Origin of the sequence: Vibrio brasiliensis LMG 20546 (genome assembly GCF_000189255.1) — a bacterium.
Lineage (GTDB): Bacteria > Pseudomonadota > Gammaproteobacteria > Enterobacterales > Vibrionaceae > Vibrio > Vibrio brasiliensis.
Genome location: NZ_AEVS01000060.1, coordinates 1 through 21658, shown reverse-complemented (window position 1 = coordinate 21658; position 21658 = coordinate 1). Strand labels below are relative to the sequence as shown.

Here is a 21658-nt window from a genome sequence, read left to right as displayed (position 1 = left end):
GTGAAAGCGTCAACCTTTTTTCTGGATTTTAGACGTAAGTCCCTAACAATAACCTCTGTATCAGATACCTACTCAGCATCTATAACGTGCACCTCTCGAAGGGCGCAGCCCGTTCTAAATTCTCGTAGGACGAAGCCCGTTCTCGAAGCGCAGCGCTCTAATTTCTCGCCTCTCGCAGCGAAGCGTTCTTATAACCCAGCTTGCTTAAACACCTGATTAACGATCTCTTGAGCTTCCGCCTCGATCTGTTTCAGGTGCTCAGTACCTTTAAAGCTTTCGCAGTAGATTTTGTAGATATCTTCAGTACCTGATGGACGAGCCGCAAACCAGCCGTTATCCGTCGTTACTTTAAGGCCGCCAATTGCTGCACCATTGCCCGGAGCATGGGTCAAACGCGCAGTGATAGCATCACCAGCCAGAGTCTCAGCAGTCACCATCTCTGCAGAAAGTTTCTTCAGAACCTCTTTCTGAGGGCCGTTCGCCACAGCTTGAATACGGTTGTACTCAGAAGTACCGTGCTTAGCCGCAAGCTCTTCGTAGTATTGCTGAGGGTTTTTACCCGTTACAGCAGTGATCTCTGCCGCTAACAGACATAAGATAATGCCATCTTTATCGGTTGCCCAAGGTGTGCCGTCTTTACGCAAGAAAGATGCGCCTGCACTCTCTTCGCCACCAAAGCCGAACTTACCTTCGTAAAGGCCATCTACAAACCACTTAAAGCCTACTGGAACTTCGCACAGTTCACGACCTAAGTCAGAAACGACACGGTCAATTAACGCACTTGATACTAGTGTCTTACCAACCGCAACGTCTTTACCCCAGCCTTCACGATGACGATATAGATAGTCAATACACACGGCTAAGAAGTGGTTCGGGTTCATTAAGCCTTTCGGTGTAACAATACCGTGGCGGTCGTAATCAGGGTCATTACCAAACGCTAAGTCGTACTCATCTTTAAGTGCCAGTAAGCCTGCCATCGCGTATGGTGAAGAACAGTCCATACGTACAACACCATCTTTATCCAGAGACATGAACTGGAAAGAAGGATCGATAGCTTCACTAACCAAGGTCAGATCCAGGTTGTAAGTCTTAGCGATCTGACGCCAGTAATCGATACCACTGCCACCGAGTGGATCTACGCCGATCTTAAGGTTTGCTTTCTGGATAGCTTCCATATCGATAACATTCACTAAATCATCGATGTATGGCTTAACCAGATCTTTTTCTACGAATAATTCAGACGCTTTAGCCTCTGCTAATGGCATGCGTTTCACACCTTGAAGACCTTCAGCAATCAACGCATTAGCACGATCTTGGATAGCCTGAGTCAGTTCACCCTCGGCAGGCCCACCGTGTGTCGGGTTATACTTGATACCACCATCTTGCGGTGGGTTGTGCGATGGCGTGATAACGATACCGTCGGCTTTATCCTGATTAACAAGGTTGTGAGTCAGGATGGCATGAGAAATACCTGGAGTCGGCGTATAGCCATTCTCTTGTTGCACAACCACTGTCACGCCATTGGCAATCAATACTTCTACCACTGTAGAAAACGCCGGCTCAGACAATGCGTGGGTATCTTTACCAACAAATAGCGGCCCGGTTGTTCCTTTTTCTGCACGAACTTCCGCTACAGCCTGTGCTATTGCCAGGATGTGATTTTCATTGAAAGTCACTTTATCCGCAGTCCCACGGTGACCAGAGGTTCCGAATTCGACTTTGTGTGCTGGATTAGAAGAGTTAGGTTGAAGAAGGAAGTAATTAGAAACTAGGGCTGGAATATTGTGAAGATCTTGCTGCTGAGCTTTTTGTCCCGCTCGTGGGTGCATCGCCATTTTGACATCCTTTCTTAAAATACAGAGAAATAAAAAAACCTCATAATACGATAACTATATTACGCATTATGAGGTTTAAATCAGATATTTTCGTTTTTTAAATCGAGTTAGTCACTTTCTCGATCAAATCTGATGGGAAACTCATACGAGCCATCAGTTGCTCAACCATCTGTCTTTTACGACTGGTGTTGTTGTTGGTAATCACCCAGAACGGTGAACCAGGAATTGCTTTTGGTTTAGTTGTATTACCATTAGCAAGCAAGGTCTGCTCATTATCAGCGAAGTAAACGCGCTTACGCCCTTTAACCTGCGTTGCTTCAGAGAAACCATTTGGATTAATGTGATGCAGTGTCGATAGGACAAGCATAAAGCGATCAATCGCTTTTTTAAGACCAGCAAACTCATCAGAAATAAGCAAAGAACGCATCTCTTTTACACTGTCTACTGTCTCTTCTTTAATTGCATCTTTGCTAACCACCACACCCTTTGGTTGCGCCATCACCTGCGGCTGGCTTACTACTGGAGTCTCTGCTGCGTCTGTCATTAACAGACGACGCAAGATATCCGAAGCACTTTCGCCAATATGCTGGGTTTGACTTGCGATGTAACGGTATAGATCCTCATCAACCTCAATTGTTTTCATTCGCTTTTCACAATCTCTATGTTTAAACTCTGGGGGATTATAGCGAGATCTTTAAAGAGACTCTACGGTTAACCGGTAACGAATAAAATAAAATGTCACATCTGCTCAACTACAAAGTCGAAGGTGAGGGTCACACCATAGTTTTGATCCACGGTTTATTTGGAAATTTAGACAACTTAGGCCTTCTGGCGCGTGATTTACGTCAAGATCATCAGGTGGTGAGTGTTGACTTACGCAACCATGGTCAATCATTTCAGAGTGAAGAACACAGTTATGAGTTAATGGCTAACGACGTCTATCAGTTACTCAACTCCCTAGAGCTCGATTCCTATACCCTGATCGGCCATTCAATGGGCGGTAAAGTAGCCATGAAGGTTGCCGCAATGGCTGGACCAAAGGTGACCAAGTTGGTTGTACTCGACATGGCGCCAGTTGCTTATACGCAAAACCGACATGACAATGTATTCCGAGGGTTACAAGCTGTTATTGCTGGTAAACCAGCCAACCGCAAGCAAGCACTAGAGCTATTAGCCGAGCACATCGAACTTGAAGGCGTGCGACAGTTCCTTGGTAAATCCTTATACAACAATGGGACTCATCTTGCCTGGCGCTTCAACGTAGAGAGCTTACTCGCTAACTACCAACAAATTCTTGGCTGGAACCCAATTGAAGCGACCGACACACCTACCCTATTTATCAAAGGTGGCGATTCGGACTACCTGACCGGGGAGCACCAGCAACAGGTCCAGCAGCAGTTCCATAATGCTAAGGCGCATGTAATTGCCAATACAGGTCACTGGTTACACGCAGAAAAGCCAGCAGAAGTATTGCGTGCAATACGTAAGTTTGTTGCTTAAAACAGAATGAGAGGTCAGTTACGCTCTGACCGTTAACTTTATTCAGCAACAGTGGTATAGTGCGGCGCAAGTAATTTGGCACAAAGGGATTCCATGCTTTACGACTACATGAACATGCTCGAGTCTATTGGTCTCGATCTACTTTTCGCGTCTATCTTTTTCTTAATTGGTATGGCGATAAAAGATGTCTTAAAAGCGGGTAATGTCCCCCCTTTCGGTCGTCGCATTGTATGGTTAGTCCTATTCCTTGGCTGCGCTGGCTTTATTGCTAAAGGCATTATCCAGCTGAGTTGGGAAGGTGGTGGTATCGGCTGATCAAGTCGAACCACAACAGATAATAGTTAAAGGTAACGAATCTATGGCAAGTGTAGGCATCTTCTTTGGTAGCGACACAGGTAACACTGAAGCTGTTGCAAAGATGATTCAAAAGCAACTAGGTAAACAACTAGTACATGTTCAAGATATTGCTAAAAGCAGCAAAGAAGACATCGATAACTTCGATCTTCTTCTTCTTGGTATCCCAACATGGTACTACGGCGAAGCACAGTGTGATTGGGATGACTTCTTCCCAGAGCTAGAGCAAATTGATTTCTCAACTAAGCTGGTTGCAATCTTTGGTTGTGGTGACCAGGAAGATTACGCAGAGTACTTCTGTGACGCAATGGGTACTGTACGTGACATCGTCGAAGCGAAAGGCGGTACTATCCTAGGCTACACTTCAACAGACGGCTACGAATTCGAAGCATCTAAAGGTCTGGTAGAAGGTGATGATAGCCAGTTCGTTGGTCTATGTATCGATGAAGATCGCCAGCCAGAACTGACTGAAGAGCGCGTAAACAACTGGTGTAAGCAGATCCACGAAGAGATGTGCTTAGCTGAACTAGAAGACTAGTCGCTACTCAAATAGTAAAAACCTCCCAATGGGAGGTTTTTTTATGCCGTTTGCTTTTGCTCTTCTTCTCGGAACTGAGGCTTTTTACGCACATACAACTTACGTTGTACTTCAGAAACAACATTGCCATCCTTATCTTTGACATAAATGATAAACTCAGGAAAGCACTTCTCCCCTTCTGCTGTTTGAGACAGGATACTTTGTAACTGATCATCGGTAACACTGAACTCAGCGTACAGGTCACTCTGACCCGGCTTAATGAAGTTAATGCTCGCCTCTTTATCCCACACGTAATAACGCTCACCTAGTATCCCCATCAACATCAGTGAGTAGGTTGGATCAGTCAAAGAAAAAATACTGCCACCATATTGGGTGCGATTAGCATTCTTATTCCACCAGCGAAGCTTGAGCTTCATATTCACTTGACGAAAATCTTCACTGATCGACAATATTTTGATTCCCGCTCCCCAGAAAGGAGGCCAGGAGTTGAGTGCGAATTTAACCACACCTGGTTTATAAATTTTCGCCAAAGACTTATTCATTGCTCTTCCCTAACCATGTCCAATTGCGAATTGTTAACCAATTGTAACTGGTCGGACAACCATTATCAGTGACTTTGCACTAGTTTATAAAAAAATACTAGTAACCCCTTGAAGTTCGTGGTTTATTGTTGATGTCTACTACCCTATAATGATAGGAATAATGAATTCTGTTAATTACTGCAGATCATCAACAGGAAAGTATATGTCAGACAATAACCAAGCGCTTAAGGATGCAGGTCTAAAGGTAACCCTTCCTAGACTAAAGATTTTAGAAGTCCTACAGCAGCCAGACTGCCAACATATTAGCGCTGAAGATTTATATAAAAAGCTGATTGATCTAGGGGAAGAGATCGGTCTAGCTACTGTATACCGCGTATTGAACCAATTTGATGATGCAGGTATCGTAACTCGCCACCACTTTGAAGGTGGTAAATCAGTATTTGAACTGTCAACTCAGCACCACCATGACCACTTAGTTTGTCTCGACTGTGGTGAAGTGATTGAGTTCTCTGATGACATCATTGAAGAGCGTCAGAAAGAGATTGCGCAAAAGTACAATGTTACTCTTACCAACCACAGCCTTTACCTATACGGTAAATGCACGGATGGTAGTTGCAAAGACAATCCAGACGCACACAAAGCAAAATAAACAAAAGGCGCTTATTAAGCGCCTTTTTTATTATCTGGTTACAAAAAAAATGCCAGTCATTCGACTGGCATTTTATTGCGATTATTTGGCTTCGATCTTAGCCCAGGTATCACGTAGACCTACAGTACGGTTAAACACCAAAGCATCCGCTTTAGAGTCTTTTGCATCCGCACAGAAGTATCCCATACGCTCAAACTGGTAGCCTTTCTCAGCTTCTGCTGTCGCTAGGCTCGGCTCTACATAGCCGTTAAGTTTAACCAGTGAATCTGGGTTGATTGTCTCAGCAAAGTTATCAGCCGCTGCAGGGTTAGCCACAGTGAACAGACGGTCGTACAAACGAATCTCAGCTGGCAGACCTTTATCTGCTGATACCCAGTGAATTACACCTTTTACTTTACGGCCATCTTCTGGGTTCTTACCTAGCGTATCTGCATCGTAGCTACAGAAGATAGTAGTGATGTTACCTTCAGCATCTTTTTCAATGCGTTCAGCTTTGATCACGTAAGCACCACGCAGACGGACTTCTTTACCTAGTACCAGACGCTTGTACTTCTTGTTTGCTTCTTCACGGAAATCTTCACGCTCAATCCACACTTCACGCGTGAATGGTACTTCACGCTCACCCATTTCAGGCTTGTTTGGGTGGTTAGCAACGGTCAGAGTTTCCACTTTATCAGCGTCGAAGTTTTCGATAACGATCTTAACTGGATCCAGCACAGCCATAGCGCGTGGTGCATTCTCGTTAAGGTCATCACGAATACAAGACTCTAGCGAACCCATCTCGATCATGTTGTCTTGCTTAGTTACACCGATACGCTTACAGAATTCGCGGATAGATGCAGGCGTAAAGCCACGACGACGTAGACCTGAGATAGTTGGCATACGTGGGTCATCCCAACCATCAACCAGTTTCTCAGTCACAAGTTGGTTCAGCTTACGCTTAGACATCACTGTGTATTCTAGATTCAGACGGCTGAACTCATACTGACGTGGCTGGCAGTCAATAGTGATATTGTCCAGTACCCAGTCGTATAGACGACGGTTGTCTTGGAACTCAAGCGTACAGATAGAGTGTGTAATGCCTTCTAGCGCATCAGAAATACAGTGCGTGAAATCGTACATTGGGTAGATGCACCATTTGTCGCCTGTCTGATGGTGCTCGGCAAAACGAACACGGTAAAGAACAGGATCGCGCAGTACGATGAAAGAAGACGCAAGGTCAATCTTAGCTCGTAGACACGCTTTACCTTCCTCAAAACCACCATCACGCATCTTTTCAAATAGCGCTAGGTTTTCTTCAGGGGTACGGTCACGGTACGGGCTTGGCTTACCTGGTTGAGTAAGTGTGCCACGGTACTCGCGGATCTGCTCAGGACTTAGCTCTTCAACGTACGCTAAGCCTTTGTTAATTAATTCCACTGCGTAGCCGTATAGCTTATCGAAGTAGTTCGATGAGTAACAAACGTCACCATCCCACTCGAAGCCTAACCAGCTCACATCATTCTTAATTGACTCAACGTATTCAACGTCTTCTTTTTCTGGGTTGGTGTCATCAAAACGAAGGTTACACTTACCCTGGTAGTCCTGAGCAATACCGAAGTTCAAGCAAATTGACTTAGCGTGACCGATATGCAGATAACCGTTAGGCTCTGGCGGGAAACGAGTATGCACGCTTGTGTGTGTACCATCCGCTAAATCTTTATCGATGATTTGGCGAATGAAATTCGATGGACGAGCTTCAGCTTCACTCATCTATAGCACCTCAATTGTTGTAGTATTGTCAGAGAAAAATTCATCTTTGAGCGGCAATCAGCCTACTCAAAACATATAACGACTAATGATCCACAATTCTTCACCAATACACAACTACAACCGCAGCTTTATTCGCAAATAATCCCTCTTTTAGCTTGATAACAATCAAAAGCTGGTTAGCTTTTCAGCGAATCTGATTTACCAGACCCTAAATGCAAAAAAGCCTCCCGAAGGAGGCTTTCATCACTTACCAGTTAACCAGAGGCTATTATGGCAGTTTTACATCAGATAGGTCTTCGTTAGCACCGATTGCTTTCATTTCGCCAGCAACGATTTCAGCCAGAGGACCAAGGATAACTTGAAGGTTGTTCTCACCTAGTTTCACAACACCCTTCGCACCAAGCTTCTTAAGTACAACTTCGTCAGCTACAGAGCGGTCTTTTAGAGTAAGACGTAGACGAGTGATACAAGCGTCGATTGAAGTTAGGTTGTCGTGACCACCTAGAGCTTTTAGGTATTGGCGAGCTAGGTCACCTTTAGCAGCGTCACCTGACGTTGCTTCTACTGCTTCGTCGTCATCTTCACGACCTGGCGACTTCAGGTTGAAAGCGCGGATTGCGAAGCTGAATGTGAAGAAGTATAGAGCACCGAAGCCTAGACCAATCAGTAGTAGAGTGAATGGTTTAGTTGCCAGACCCCAGTTCAGTACGAAGTCGATTAGACCAGCAGAGAAACCGAAGCCGTGTAGCGTACCAAACATGTTAGCAACAACTAGAGACAGACCAGTAAACACAGCGTGCATTGCGTATAGAGCAGGTGCTAGGAATACGAACATGAATTCTAGTGGCTCAGTGATACCTGTAAGGAATGAACAGAAACCTACTGAGAATAGTGCACCACCAACTTGGCTACGTTTTTCAGCTGGAGCTGCTAGGTACATTGCTAGTGCAGCACCAGGTAGACCAAACATCATTACAGGGAAGAAGCCGTTCATGAATACGCCAGCAGACTTGTCGCCGCCGAAGTAACGGTGTAGGTCACCAGACTTAACTGTTTCAGTTACTTCTTTAACAGTTGCAGTGATTTCTGGAGTTACAGAGTTAGCGAATTCAAACGTGTGAGTTTGACCAGCAACAAGAGTCTTAGCTAGAGCTGGGTCTACACAAAGCTGTTGTAGAGCAGGTAGAGCCTGACCAGCAGCTTGAGCACCAGTTACGATGATTTCTTGACACGTGCCCATACCGAACCAGAAGTATGAGTTCAGTACGTGGTGAAGACCTACAGGGATAAGTGCACGGTTAAGAGTACCGTAAACGAACTGACCGATAGCGCCAGAAGTTGATACAGCGTGTGCTAGTGCGTCAAGACCACCTTGGATACTTGGCCATACTACGCCTGCAACTGCACCTGCAACTAGCGAGAATAGACCAGCCATGATTGGTACTAGACGTTTGCCAGAGAAGAATGCCAACCACTCAGGAAGACGTGTTGCATGGAAAGCGTTGTAAGAGTGACCTGCAATGATACCAGCGATAATACCGCCGAAGAATGACATGTTAATGTCAGCGTTAATTGTTGTTGCTGTTGCTGTTAGTACGAAGTACGCAACTGCACCAGCCAGGCCAGCAGCACCTTGACCGTCTTTAGAAAGACCGATCGCGATACCCAGACCAAATAGAAGCGGAAGTTGACCGAAGATTGCTCCACCAGCTTGCGCCATGAATGGAATATCTAGAAGGTCGCCTTGACCTAAACGTAGTAAGAGCGCCGCAACAGGAAGCGTTGCGATAGGAAGCATAAGAGCTTTACCTAACTTTTGCGCATATCCAAGAATATTCACCTTAAGTTCCCCCTATAGGATTTTGTTTTTGGTTGAGCTACTTTTTTTAGTCGCTCAATTTAGTCCTGCTCAGTTTATGACATTAATTTTGCTCCGCAAATTAAAACCTCATCATTTGTGATCATAATCACCAGAAACAGCCAATATCCAAGGTTTTTGCTAGCGAGATCATAAAACTTATTTTACAATCCAAAAAAATAGCATTCATTACCCCATATTCGCGGTATTCTTACATTATAGATAAGAGCTACGATTACTGTCAGATAAGGCATCGTCTACATTTTGCGATTCGATATGACTAGTATGCTCCACCAGCCCTGACATAAGCAGCTGGTGTAATTCAGAAGCCCCGATTATCCGTTTGCTAAAGATATTTTGCGATCTAATTGAAGAGTACGAATAAAGTACCAGCCTATGACGAGATGGCCTCATTTAGATGACTAAAAGTATTAAGAATCTAACCTATAAGGATTAGCTAACTATGTATGCGCTAACTAACTGTAAAATCTACACTGGCAGCGATGTGCTCGTTGACCATGCTGTAATCATTAATAACGACGTTATTGATTCAGTGTGCCCTGTTTCCGAGCTTCCTCAAGGCATCGAAACTCGTGACCTTAACGGTGCCAATGTCAGCCCTGGTTTTATCGATCTACAGTTAAACGGCTGCGGCGGTGTAATGCTTAACGACGAAATCACTGCTGAAACAATGCAAATCATGCATCAAGCTAACCTTAAGTCTGGTTGTACTAGCTTCCTACCGACACTGATTACCTCTTCTGACGAAGATATGCGTCAAGCGGTTGCAGCTGCGCGTGATTACCATGCTCAGTACAAAAACCAGTCTCTGGGTCTGCACCTTGAAGGGCCTTACCTTAACGTGATGAAAAAAGGTATTCACAGCGTTGACTACATCCGCCCTTCAGATGACAGCATGATTGATTTTATGTGTGAAAACGCTGATGTCATTGCAAAAGTAACTCTGGCACCAGAGCACAACGACGCAGCCCATATCGAACGTCTTAAGCAAGCGGGTATTGTTGTCTCTATTGGTCACACCAATGCAACTTATGCTGAAGCACGCCGCGGCTTCGATGCTGGTATTACTTTCGCTACTCACCTATTCAACGCAATGACGCCTATGGTAGGTCGCGAACCAGGTGTTGTTGGTGCGATTTACGACACTCCAGATGTCTATGCGGGTATCATTGCTGATGGCTTCCACGTCGATTATGCAAACATTCGTATCGCTCACAAAATTAAGGGCGAAAAATTAGTATTAGTGACCGATGCCACAGCTCCTGCAGGCGCTGACATGGATTACTTTATTTTTGTTGGCAAGAAAGTATATTACCGAGATGGTAAGTGTGTTGATGAAAATGGCACACTAGGCGGCTCAGCACTCACAATGATTGAGGCAGTTCAAAATACTGTAGAGCACGTCGGTATCGCTTTGGACGAAGCACTGCGTATGGCTACTCTGTATCCAGCAAAAGCTATCGGTATGGCAGACAAACTTGGCCTTGTGAAAAAAGGCATGGTTGCCAACCTGACTGTTTTTGACCGTGACTTCAACGTCCAGGCGACGGTTGTTAACGGACAATACGAGCAAAGTTAAGAATGAATGGCGGACAAATAGGTAACGTAGATTTAGTAAAACAACTAAATAGTGCAGCAGTTTACAGGCTGATCGATCAACAAGGTCCTATCTCCAGGATTCAGGTTGCCGATGTCAGTCAACTGGCTCCTGCCAGTGTTACAAAAATCACCCGCCAACTTCTCGAGCGCGGCCTAATCAAAGAGGTCGCGCAGCAAGCCTCTACAGGGGGACGTCGAGCGATCTCCCTGACGACCGAGGTCGAACCCTTCCATTCGGTCGCAATTCGTCTTGGACGTGACTACATCCAATTCAGTTTATATGACTTAGGCGGTAAAGAACTTTCTTCTGCCTACAACGAATTCTTCTACACCACGGAAGAAGAGCTGGTTGAGGGGTTACTGTCACATCTGAAGTCATTTATTCAAACCAACCAGACAACCATCAATCAGTTGATTGCCATTGGTGTCATTCTGCCTGGCCTGGTTAACCCAGAGACTGGTGTTGTTGAATACATGCCTAACATCACGATTGATAACCTGTCTCTGTCTGACGTCATCGAAAAAACCTTCCATGTACAATGTTTCGTTGGTAACGACGTGCGTGGTATGGCACTGGCAGAACACTACTTTGGCGCGAGTAAAGATTGTCAGGACTCTATCCTGGTCAGTGTGCACCGCGGTACTGGTGCAGGTATCATTGTTAATGGGCAGGTGTTCCTTGGTTTCAACCGCAACGTCGGTGAAATTGGTCATATTCAAATCGATCCACTCGGCGAGCAGTGCCAGTGTGGTAACTTCGGCTGTCTGGAAACCGTTGCTGCCAACCCTGCGATTGTCGAACGCGTTAATAAGCTGATTAAACAAGGTTACGAATCTAGCCTTACCTCTCTGGAGACAATCGGCATTGCTGACGTATGTGAGCACGCAAATCTTGGTGATGAGCTGGCGAAACAAAGCCTTGTTCGTGTTGGTAACCAGCTAGGTAAAGCGATTGCTATCACTATCAACCTGTTCAACCCACAGAAGATCGTCATTGCCGGTGATATCACTCAGTGTGAGGATATCGTCTTCCCTGCTATTCGTCGTAACGTTGAGAACCAGTCACTGACTACTTTCCACAGTGGCTTACCGATTGTTGCTTCAGAAATTGATAAGCAGCCAACTTTAGGTGCTTTTGCGATGGTCAAACGTGCCATGCTTAACGGGGTTTTGTTACAAAAATTGTTAGAAGATTAATCTTCTCCCCAGTAAGCAACTAATTGAGTTAGAATAACGGGCTACGAATATGTAGCCCGTTTTTTTAGGACGAAAACACAATAATATGGAACTCATTTTAATTTCAGCGGCTTTTTTAGCTGGCTTTATTGCGCTCAAATGCAACCTCCCCCCTCTTGTCGGCTTCTTGCTTGCCGGATTTGGTTTACACGCATTTGGCTACCAGTCGAATCAAACCATCATCACGTTAGCAGACCTAGGTGTCACACTACTTCTGTTCACTATCGGTTTAAAGCTCGATATAAAGACCCTGCTATCTAAAGAGATTTGGGCGGGAGCAACCATACATAACCTGTTATCGACTGCCTTATTCGCCCTTGCCTTGTTCTGTTTTAAGTTCCTTGGCGTCAGCTCTTTAGCAGCGATGTCGGTTGACCAAATCCTGCTACTAGGCTTTGCGCTCTCTTTCTCAAGTACAGTTTTCGCCGTAAAGTCACTACAAGAAAAAGGCGAGATGAACGCCACCTACGGTACCATCGCCATCGGTATTTTGGTTATGCAGGACATCTTCGCTGTTGTATTCCTCACAGCGTCGACAGGTAAGCTACCTGAATGGTACGCGGTCGCTCTGTTTGCACTGCCATTACTCAGACCTCTGTTTTACAAAATGCTCGATTGGGTTGGTCACGGCGAGATGCTGGTTCTGCTTGGTATCTTTTTCGCGCTAGTCGCGGGAGCTGGCCTATTTGAGTTGGTTGGAATGAAGCCGGATCTGGGCGCTCTGATCCTCGGCATGCTGCTAGCCGGACATAAAAAAGCCTCAGAGTTGTCAAAGTCCTTATTTAACCTTAAAGAACTGTTCCTGGTCTGTTTCTTCCTGAATATTGGCTTGTCAGCCGAGCCGACGCTTTCCGGTTTAGCACTAGCGCTACTGTTCTTATTACTGTTACCACTCAAAGGTATTCTTTACTTTCTGGTACTTAACACCTTTAAGTTCCGTGTCCGTACGTCACTACTTGCTTCGTTAAGCCTGTTCAACTTCAGTGAATTCGGCCTTATCGTTGGCGGTCTTGCCTTTAAGATGGGTTGGATGAGCAGCGAAATTATGGTCGCGCTGGCAATAGCCGTATCTATCTCTTTCGTTCTGGCGGCTCCAATCAACCGCCACGGTCATGCCCTATACCAGCGTTCTGGCCGTTGGCTACGCGAACATGCAGCTGAAACGCTGAACACTCGCGATCAGTTGATCAATCCGGGTCACGCCCAAGTGCTGATTCTGGGTATGGGTCGCATTGGTACCGGTGCATACGATGAGCTACGTAAGCGCTACGGTAAGATCAGTTTAGGTATCGAAGTTCGTGATGATGCCGCACATGTACACAAAGCCCACGGACGTAATGTTATTGCCGGCGATGCAACCGACCCTGATTTTTGGGAACGAATTTTAGACACTGCTAACGTAAAACTGGTGCTGTTGGCTATGCCTCACCATCAGGGGAACCAAATCGCTTTGGAGCAGTTGCAGCGTAGAAACTTTCAGGGGCAGATTGCAGCAATCGCCGAATACCCCGATCAGCTTGATGCGCTGATTCAGGACGGTGTCGACGCCGCATTCAACATCTATAATGAGGCCGGTAGTGGTTTCGCCCGCCATGTATGCGAGCAGCTACAGCCAACATTTACCAAACCCAACTAAAAACTAAGGCAGCGAAAACGCTGCTTTTTTATATCCATCGCGCAAAAAGTAACCTTGGTTAGAATTTATTTATCAAAACAACAAAAATGGCGAATAAAATTTAAAGCAATGGCACTTTGTTCATTTTTTTCATTAGTGACGGTTGATTTTTTTAATCAGAATGGCAAATTGAACTCAACAGATTAAATTTATTTTAAAGGGAAGTTGTATGTGTTCGATTTTCGGTATTTTAGACATAAAGAGTGACGCAGAAGCGCTACGCCCAGTTGCGCTAGAGATGTCTAAAAAGCTTCGCCACCGTGGCCCAGACTGGTCTGGTATCTACTCATCAGAGAAAGCGATTCTTGCTCACGAGCGTCTAGCGATCGTTGGCCTGAACAGCGGTGCTCAACCTCTTTACAGCCCAGATAAAAAACACATCCTTGCAGTTAACGGCGAAATCTATAACCACAAAGAGATCCGCGCTCGTTACGAAGGCAAGTACGACTTCCAAACTGATTCCGACTGTGAAGTGATCTTAGCGCTATACCAAGATATGGGCGCAGATCTACTTGAAGAGCTAAACGGTATCTTTGCTTTCGTTCTTTACGATGAAGAGAAAGACCAGTACCTGGTCGGTCGTGACCACATCGGTATCATTCCACTTTATCAGGGCCACGACGAGCACGGTAACTACTACGTTGCTTCAGAAATGAAAGCACTAGTACCAGTATGTAAAACAGTAAGCGAGTTTGCGCCTGGTAGTTACTACAGCTCAACAGATTCAGAGCCACAGCGTTACTACATCCGTGACTGGAACGAGTACGCAGCGGTTCAAGGCAACTCAACCAGCAAAGAAGAGCTGACTGAAGCACTGGAAGCTGCAGTAAAACGTCAGCTGATGACCGACGTACCTTACGGTGTACTTCTTTCTGGTGGTCTGGACTCTTCTATCACTTCTGCGGTTGCTAAGCGTTTTGCTGCAATGCGTATTGAAGATGATGAGAAATCAGAAGCATGGTGGCCTCAACTACACTCATTTGCTGTTGGTCTGGAAGGAGCTCCGGATCTTAAAGCAGCACGTGAAGTAGCCGACCAGATCGGTACCGTGCACCATGAGATGACTTACACCATTCAGGAAGGTCTGGATGCGATTCGTGATGTTATCTACCACATTGAAACTTACGACGTAACCACTATCCGTGCTTCTACTCCTATGTTCCTGATGGGACGTAAGATTAAGGCTATGGGTATCAAGATGGTACTTTCTGGAGAAGGTGCGGATGAGATCTTTGGTGGTTACCTATACTTCCACAAAGCGCCAAACGCAAAAGAGTTCCACGAAGAGACGGTACGTAAGCTGCTTGCACTAAACATGTTCGACTGTGCTCGTGCCAACAAATCTCTTGCTGCCTGGGGTGTTGAAGGTCGCGTACCTTTCCTAGACAAAGAGTTTATCGATGTAGCAATGCGTCTTAACCCAGAAGACAAGATGTGTGGCAACGGTAAGATGGAAAAACACATCCTGCGTGAGTGTTTCGAACATTACCTACCAGAATCTATCGCATGGCGCCAGAAAGAGCAGTTCTCTGACGGTGTTGGCTACAGCTGGATTGATACGCTTAAAGAAGTCGCTGAAGCCAAAGTTACTGACCAACAGATGGAAACTGCGGCATACCGTTTCCCTTACAACACGCCAACGACCAAAGAAGGCTATGTATACCGTGAAATCTTTGAAGAGCTGTTCCCACTACCATCGGCAGCTGAGTGTGTACCTGGCGGTCCTTCTGTAGCATGTTCTTCAGCGAAAGCGATCGAATGGGATGAGTCATTTAAGAACATGGCGGACCCTTCAGGTCGTGCTGTACAGAGTGTTCATAACGACTCTTACTAAGCAATCATTCCCTTTACAAAGGCACCTAATCAGGTGCCTTTTTTATTGCTATCATAACAATCCATCCAAGCCAGTGATGGCTGTAACATCTTCGAAAAGCCACCTCAGTTTTGCAAACTAAGTTTGTAGCACGACCCAACCCCGCAAAACGCCCAAACTTTATCCATTAAATTCAATAACTTAAGGGCTAAAAACCACATATTTCACTTTCAACCCCATTTGCAGATGATCAGCCTAAGGAGTATATGTAGTTAAAAATAAAAAACTGTAATAACTGAAATTAGTAAAACTTATGACAAACCAACATCAACAATTTTTTGGACACCCAAGAGGGTTGTTCCTACTTTTCGGCACTGAGCTTTGGGAGCGTTTTTCTTATTACGCGATGCGCGCAATTCTGGTGCTTTACCTAACAGATACAACCCTCAACGGTGGTCTGGGCTGGTCGACTAAAGATGCTCTCGATCTCTACGGCATCTATACTGGACTTGTCTACATCACCCCTATGATTGGTGGCTACCTGGCTGACAACTTCCTGGGACAGCGTCGCTCAATTCTGATCGGTGGTGCGTTAATGGCAATTGGTCAGTTCACTCTGGCTCTGCCTGCCGACATGATCGGTATGAGCGTTACTCACAGCTTCTATCTTGGTCTTGCGCTGCTCATCATTGGTAATGGCCTGTTCAAGCCAAATATTTCAACTATGGTTGGTGACCTTTACCAAGAAGGCGATAACCGTCGCGATGGTGCCTTCACTATCTTCTACATGGGTATCAACCTTGGTGCTCTGATCGCAGGTGTGGTATCTGGCTCTGTAACCAACGAGTTTGGCTGGAAAGCCGGCTTTATGGTCGCGGGTTTGGGTATGATTATCAGCTTGATCATGCAAATGACTCTCGCAAAATCCTGGCTGGGTGACATTGGTGTCGTTCCTGCTGCTGCTCGTGACCTTGAGAAGAAAAAATCGGCACAAAAACAGCCTCTGACTAAACAAGAAGTTGACCGCTTGAAAGTTATCTTGGTTATGGGTCTGTTTGTGATTGTATTCTGGGCGGGTTTCGAACAAGCCGGCGGCCTGATGAACATCTACACTCAGCAGTACACTGACCGTATGATCGGTAGCTTTGAAGTACCAGCGGCCTGGTTCCAGTCACTGAACCCGTTCTTCATCATTACTCTGGCACCTGTACTAGCAGCCCTATGGGTGAAACTTGGTCCTAAAGAGCCAAACTCTCCGGTTAAGTTTGCCCTTGCTCTGTTCTTCCTTGCGTTAGGCTTCCTATGTATGGTGGGCGCAGTTATGGAACAAGGTGGTGACACGACAGTTAAAACATCAATGATGTGGCTGGTTGGTGCATTCTTCTTCCACACACTTGGTGAGCTTTGCCTGTCACCAATTGGTCTGTCAATGGTAACTAAACTGGCTCCTCTTCGTTTGGCTTCCCTTATGATGGGTGCATGGTTCGGCTTCAACGCTATCGCTAACTACGTAGCGGGTATGATTGGCTCACACGTTGGCGAACTTGGTGCTCTACCTATCTTCGGTGGTATTGCTATCGCTGCAACCATTTCTGGTGTGATTCTACTTATGTTCTCTAACACACTGGTTCGCTGGATGCATGGCGCTGAAACACCAATCAGTAATGCAGAACAAGTGGAACAACAGCAAGCCCAGGTTGCTTAATCCCAACTCTACTCTGTTATAAAAACGCCCGGCCAATTGGCCGGGCGTTTGTCCCTTTTCTCAGGGAGGGGGAATTACTTCACGCTAGTAATGCGACTCACTCTTTCACCCGTTGCAGAGACTGAACGGATAAACACCTCTCCTTCTACAGCCGGACGAGCATCGTTAGCATAAGTCAGCCAGTTTTCACCATCGAATGAGTATTGCATCTCAACGCCTGGGAACTGAACGTTCATTGCTAATTGACCCTTTTCAACTTTCGCCCCAGGTACTGGTAGACGGTAGTCAATACCTGACTTTTCTAACTTCGCCAGCTCACGTTGACCGAGCACGTTAGCAAAACGGTTGTAATCTTGGTTGAGTGCCGCTTTGTTGACCAGATTAGAGTTCTGCGAATACTCAACGCCTACCTGATAATCATTCTCCCAGTCTGCACGATGCCATGCACGCTCTGCAGCAGCCAGAACGCGAGGGAAGACCATGTACTCATACTGCTCGTCGTTACGCACTGTCTCAGACCAAAGCTGTGCTGATAAGCCGTAGAATGGTTTCGCTTCGATCTCACCTTTGCCAGTGAAGCCATTACCGTCACGATCTAGCGACGTTTCAGCGTTCTGTGGCATGTTTTCTGGTGCAAAGCCAAACATCTTACGTGTATCCGTTGCTCGCGTAGCCCAATAGTAACCACGCTCTTTCGGATCCGCTTCGTAAGGCATATCCATGTAGACGTAATCTGGGTTTGATACGATCACGTCGTAACCTTTCTTAGACCACTCGTACACAGACGATGTACCGCCCCAGTAGAGTACGTCCCAGAAGTTAACGCGAGTATTCTCAGTGGCGAATGCTTTCTCACCTTCGCTGTACTTCAAACCATCCTGCCAAGCCTGGAAGTTGGCAATACCCTTCTCAGCCACAATCTTAGATACTTGCTCAGCAAAATGACTTGGTAGGTGACCAAAGTCACTCACTGTGCCGTCAGCAATTAATGTCTGACATTTTGGCGACTGTGCAAATGGCTTATCTTGTTCAGAGAGGTCAATCGTCCCTTTCCAGCTTACCTTGTCTTGCGCATCAACGTCTTGGAAACCTGCACCCAGCTTGATGTTCTTCGCTTCATCGCCACCGAAGTGCCATGTTGTTAACGGAGCGCCTGCTTCTGCGTGCATAGCAGCGACTTCAGAAATCACTTTGTCGACAAAGCGAGTCGAAGACTCCATACATGGGTTGATAAAGCTTTGCTTATTGTAGAACTGAACCGTCGTAACATTCGATTGGTCCTGTGGGTCCATCAAACGGTATTCATTAGCTTGCGCTTCTTTACCTGCTGCCATTAATCGGTCGTAACGAGCTTCCATTGAAACAACAGCTGCACGGGCGTGTGCTGGCATATCGATTTCAGGAATGACTTCGATGTTACGCGCTTTGGCATATTTTAAGATTTCCACGTAGTCTGCTTTGCTAAAGTAGCCGGAACCAAAGTTGTCTGTTGTCGGACCTGAGCCAAGCTGAGGCAGTAAACAGCTTTTCTCTTCAACATCGAAACAACGGTTAGCGCCGACTTCTGTCAGCTCAGGCAGACCCGGGATTTCTAAACGCCAGCCTTCGTCATCGGTAAGGTGAAGGTGCAGTTTATTCATCTTGTACGCCGCCATCTGGTCTAACGTTGCAAGAATGGCGTCTTTTGAATGGAAGTTACGAGCGACATCGACCATTACACCGCGGTAGTCAAAACGAGGGGCATCTTTAATGGTGAGTTGTGGTAGAGAATCAGCATTTTGACTATCTATCAGGCCAAAGATAGATTGCACCGCATAAAAAGCACCTGCCTGGTCAAACGCTTTAATCGCAATACCGTCACTCTTGATGCTCATTTCATAAGCACCAGACTTAGCTAGTTCACCAGTGAAGTCTGCTGGAACAAGGGTGATGCTTACAGCAAGCTCACCAGCAACATCCACACCTACCACTTCACCACGTTGTTCAATTGCCGCGTATTGTGCCGCATCGAATACCTCTGCAGGTAATGCGATACCTGATGCGATATCAACACTGCCCTTACCCGCAGTTACCTGCATTGGTGTTGGAAGCAAAGTTGTTGATACGTCCTGTTTTGCCAGATCCTGGTTCTTTTCAAAGCGAGACACAGCGTTAGCAAATACATTGTTATCATCTGGAGTACGTTTTAGCTTTTCGCCTTCCAGACCTGTTACGAAAGAAGCTACGTCTTCCGTATTCAGGGACGCAATCATTTTTGGTTCTGCGTTTGGCGCAGCAACAAATGCACCTGGCATAAAGTCAGTTTCAAATAACTGCCAGTATTCGGCGACTAACGGCAGAGTGACTTCTTCACCTGCGGCAAAACCATCAAACTTCTCTGTAGGTTCGAGTTTATGTAAGTCACCCGTTACGCGAGAAATCTTGAACTGATCATTATCAACATCCAGAATCAGACGAATGCTGTGGAAGTAAATAGCCCAGTCTTTCGAGTCAACCGCTTCACCCTGGTTAACTAAAGTCATGTTGACCTTGTTACAAGATGCCCATTCAGCGCCCATATCCTGACAAGCAAGGCCTTCATTAGCGCCATGGTTAGTCACTACCTGATATTGGACATCGAGGTTATCTGCCAAGGTATTAACGACATTTTGTTCTGTTGACTGAAATGATGCGCAACCCGCTAACGTTGCTAATACTGAAGTAGCGATGAGACTCTGTTTAAACATCTTACTTACCCTTAAAAGTGGAGCGAAGCCTGAAAAGTTAGGCGTCAAAATCAAGATGTGTTCAACATAGCCCGAGTTATTTTTCATCGTGAAATTAATAATTACTAAAGGTGATCATCCTCAAAATTTATATTTAATTATCAAGATTAAACCCAATAAAACAAACACTTAGCAAGAACGTCAAAATCGACAGACTTATTTTGACGAGATTACTGAGAGAGAAATCACATTATCACTGGCAATCTTCCTGTTACAGGTGAATTAAGATCACAATATGCCGTTTTCTATCTTAGAATTAACAGCGAGACTCTAGTTCAAAGTGTGACAAAAGACGCAGTTTTAGCTCGCTAATCTCCGTCAAAAATATTCAATTTAACGATTTTTCCGTATCGCTATAAGGAGCCAAGATGAACAGATTGATGGTGCTTGCTTTACTGGTGTTTTCCACCAGCCTAACTGCGGAGCCACTCTACTGGAGCGTAACCAAAGGCTCGCTTAACTACACCATCATGGGCTCGGTCCATATTGGTGACAAAAGCATGTACCCACTGCCGGACAAAGTATTTGAGAAGTTGAAAACCAGTCAGGCTTTGATTGTAGAAACAGATATCAGCCAAAGTAGCGGCATTAAATACCCTCCGACTAAGTTGCTCAGCAAGGATGTGTTATCAAAGCAACAAAGGGATGAACTGCTTGGTATTGCGAATTTACTTGAACTTAATGGCAATGAGCTGCTCGCCACTCCACCGTGGGCAGCCGCATTAGCTATACAGTTAAAACAGATTGAATATCTCGGCTATTCGTCAGCGGACGGAGTTGATGCTCGTTTAGCTTACAAAGCTGCTTCGTGGAAAGTACCGGTCGTTGGCCTAGAATCATTACAGTTTCAGATTGATCTTCTTACCGGACAGAAACAAGCAGGCAAAGAGATGTTAGTGAGTGCTATCGAAGAGTTCGATCACTCAGAAGGTTCTACTCACTGCTTGATTGATAGCTGGAAAGCAGGCGATATTAATAAGCTTGATGAGTTCGCTGGATTGACGGAAATGTCGCCTGACTTCGAAGCTGCGTTTTTAACTGACCGTAATCTGGACTGGGCTGAAAAACTATCCAACCCCGATTGGCTGCCTGACGATAAGGGCAATTATTTTGTAGTCGTTGGTACACTCCACCTGATAGGCGATCGAAGTGTACTTAAGCTAATGAAAGAGAAAGGCTTCAAAGTTTCGCAACTTTCGACCAGCACGAAAGCACAATGTGAGTTTAAATATTAGTCACTTAAACTTTCAACGATACGGTTTAATTACAAAGTTCTAACATAGTGCTGCCTCAGGGCAGTGCTATACTAGTATGCCTTTGACTCTAGTGAATATCACACCAGCATGAAGTTATCTTTTTTGTCCGCCGCCCTACCCCTGCTGATCTTTGCCTCTCCGGTTAGTTTTGCCAAAAACACTTGTACCATCGAGAGTTTCCAGAGCATTGATATTGAACCAACGACCACTGCAGCAAAGATTGACAGAGAAAACGATCAGATCCAGATTAAACGCAAGCCACCAATGAGGTGTGCAAATATCACCTTCACGACCTCCAATACTCGCAACCGGATTGGACACCAGATGGCAAACAAGTTCGAAGCACAGTTTTTTGACCATACATCTGCGACATCTCACTCAATATCCTTCGATGAGGACAAGCTCAAAGCCGGTTATATTCGTGTCGGACCAAACAATCCCGTTGAAGCCTATGTATGTTTCACTACCGCTGACACACCGATCAAAGAGATTAGTTGTGATGTGAAGTAGCGAGAAACGAGAAACGAGAAACGAGAAACGAGAAACGAGAAACGAGAAAC

Annotated in this window: 17 protein-coding genes; 11 read left to right on the top strand and 6 right to left on the bottom strand. The window is 45.5% G+C overall.

Annotated features, from left to right (window positions below):
• Positions 1 to 188: 188 nt before the first annotated feature.
• Together pgm and seqA are read right to left on the bottom strand one after the other, a co-directional pair.
• Positions 189 to 1835 (bottom strand): phosphoglucomutase (alpha-D-glucose-1,6-bisphosphate-dependent), encoded by a 1647-nt coding sequence (gene pgm / locus RH46_RS10085; RefSeq protein ID WP_006879337.1) that lies wholly within the window; start codon positions 1833 to 1835, stop codon positions 189 to 191.
• A 97-nt stretch (positions 1836 to 1932) separates the two neighbouring features.
• Positions 1933 to 2478, bottom strand: a complete 546-nt coding sequence (seqA, locus tag RH46_RS10080) for a replication initiation negative regulator SeqA (RefSeq protein WP_006879336.1) — start codon at positions 2476 to 2478, stop codon at positions 1933 to 1935.
• Between the two features lie 92 nt (positions 2479 to 2570).
• Between seqA and RH46_RS10075 the strand changes: the two genes are divergently transcribed.
• The 3 genes from RH46_RS10075 (at position 2571) to fldA (ending at position 4227) form a co-directional block, all read left to right on the top strand.
• Positions 2571 to 3335, top strand: coding sequence for an alpha/beta fold hydrolase (locus RH46_RS10075; RefSeq protein WP_006879335.1), 765 nt, complete (start codon positions 2571 to 2573; stop codon positions 3333 to 3335).
• A gap of 93 nt (positions 3336 to 3428) precedes the next feature.
• Positions 3429 to 3650: a DUF2788 domain-containing protein gene (locus RH46_RS10070; protein ID WP_004413180.1), complete on the top strand. Its 222-nt coding sequence runs from the start codon at positions 3429 to 3431 to the stop codon at positions 3648 to 3650.
• A gap of 43 nt (positions 3651 to 3693) precedes the next feature.
• Entirely contained in the window at positions 3694 to 4227 is a 534-nt protein-coding gene (gene fldA, locus RH46_RS10065; protein WP_006879334.1) for a flavodoxin FldA, read from the top strand.
• Between the two features lie 41 nt (positions 4228 to 4268).
• On the opposite strand, the gene RH46_RS10060 is transcribed toward fldA, so the two are convergent.
• Positions 4269 to 4769, bottom strand: coding sequence for a DUF4442 domain-containing protein (locus tag RH46_RS10060; RefSeq protein WP_006879333.1), 501 nt, complete (start codon positions 4767 to 4769; stop codon positions 4269 to 4271).
• Between the two features lie 202 nt (positions 4770 to 4971).
• Here RH46_RS10060 and fcrX point away from each other — a divergent pair, with 202 nt between their 5' ends.
• A complete protein-coding gene (fcrX, locus tag RH46_RS10055; RefSeq protein ID WP_006879332.1) occupies positions 4972 to 5418 on the top strand; it encodes a ferric iron uptake transcriptional regulator FcrX in 447 nt (148 codons plus the stop codon).
• Positions 5419 to 5499: 81 nt separating this feature from the next.
• Here fcrX and glnS read toward each other — a convergent pair whose 3' ends face one another.
• The gene (glnS, locus tag RH46_RS10050) at positions 5500 to 7170 is read right to left on the bottom strand and encodes a glutamine--tRNA ligase (RefSeq protein ID WP_006879331.1); all 1671 of its coding nucleotides are present in this window, start codon (positions 7168 to 7170) and stop codon (positions 5500 to 5502) included.
• 268 nt (positions 7171 to 7438) lie between these two features.
• Positions 7439 to 9010 (bottom strand): N-acetylglucosamine-specific PTS transporter subunit IIBC, encoded by a 1572-nt coding sequence (gene nagE / locus RH46_RS10045; protein WP_006879330.1) that lies wholly within the window; start codon positions 9008 to 9010, stop codon positions 7439 to 7441.
• A 481-nt stretch (positions 9011 to 9491) separates the two neighbouring features.
• Here nagE and nagA point away from each other — a divergent pair, with 481 nt between their 5' ends.
• From nagA to RH46_RS10020, 5 genes are all read left to right on the top strand, one after another.
• Entirely contained in the window at positions 9492 to 10628 is a 1137-nt protein-coding gene (nagA, locus tag RH46_RS10040; RefSeq protein WP_006879329.1) for an N-acetylglucosamine-6-phosphate deacetylase, read from the top strand.
• 2 nt (positions 10629 to 10630) lie between these two features.
• Entirely contained in the window at positions 10631 to 11845 is a 1215-nt protein-coding gene (gene nagC, locus RH46_RS10035; RefSeq protein WP_006879328.1) for a DNA-binding transcriptional regulator NagC, read from the top strand.
• Positions 11846 to 11930: 85 nt separating this feature from the next.
• Positions 11931 to 13520, top strand: coding sequence for a cation:proton antiporter domain-containing protein (locus RH46_RS10030; protein WP_006879327.1), 1590 nt, complete (start codon positions 11931 to 11933; stop codon positions 13518 to 13520).
• A 208-nt stretch (positions 13521 to 13728) separates the two neighbouring features.
• Positions 13729 to 15393, top strand: coding sequence for an asparagine synthase B (asnB, locus tag RH46_RS10025; RefSeq protein ID WP_006879326.1), 1665 nt, complete (start codon positions 13729 to 13731; stop codon positions 15391 to 15393).
• 292 nt (positions 15394 to 15685) lie between these two features.
• Positions 15686 to 17077: a peptide MFS transporter gene (locus RH46_RS10020; protein WP_006879325.1), complete on the top strand. Its 1392-nt coding sequence runs from the start codon at positions 15686 to 15688 to the stop codon at positions 17075 to 17077.
• 74 nt (positions 17078 to 17151) lie between these two features.
• Here RH46_RS10020 and RH46_RS10015 read toward each other — a convergent pair whose 3' ends face one another.
• Complete coding sequence (locus tag RH46_RS10015) at positions 17152 to 19803, bottom strand: beta-N-acetylhexosaminidase (RefSeq protein WP_006879324.1); 2652 nt, start codon at positions 19801 to 19803, stop codon at positions 17152 to 17154.
• 407 nt (positions 19804 to 20210) lie between these two features.
• Between RH46_RS10015 and RH46_RS10010 the strand changes: the two genes are divergently transcribed.
• Positions 20211 to 21077 (top strand): TraB/GumN family protein, encoded by an 867-nt coding sequence (locus RH46_RS10010; protein ID WP_006879323.1) that lies wholly within the window; start codon positions 20211 to 20213, stop codon positions 21075 to 21077.
• 108 nt (positions 21078 to 21185) lie between these two features.
• Positions 21186 to 21608, top strand: coding sequence for a hypothetical protein (locus RH46_RS10005; RefSeq protein WP_006879322.1), 423 nt, complete (start codon positions 21186 to 21188; stop codon positions 21606 to 21608).
• Positions 21609 to 21658 lie beyond the last annotated feature (50 nt).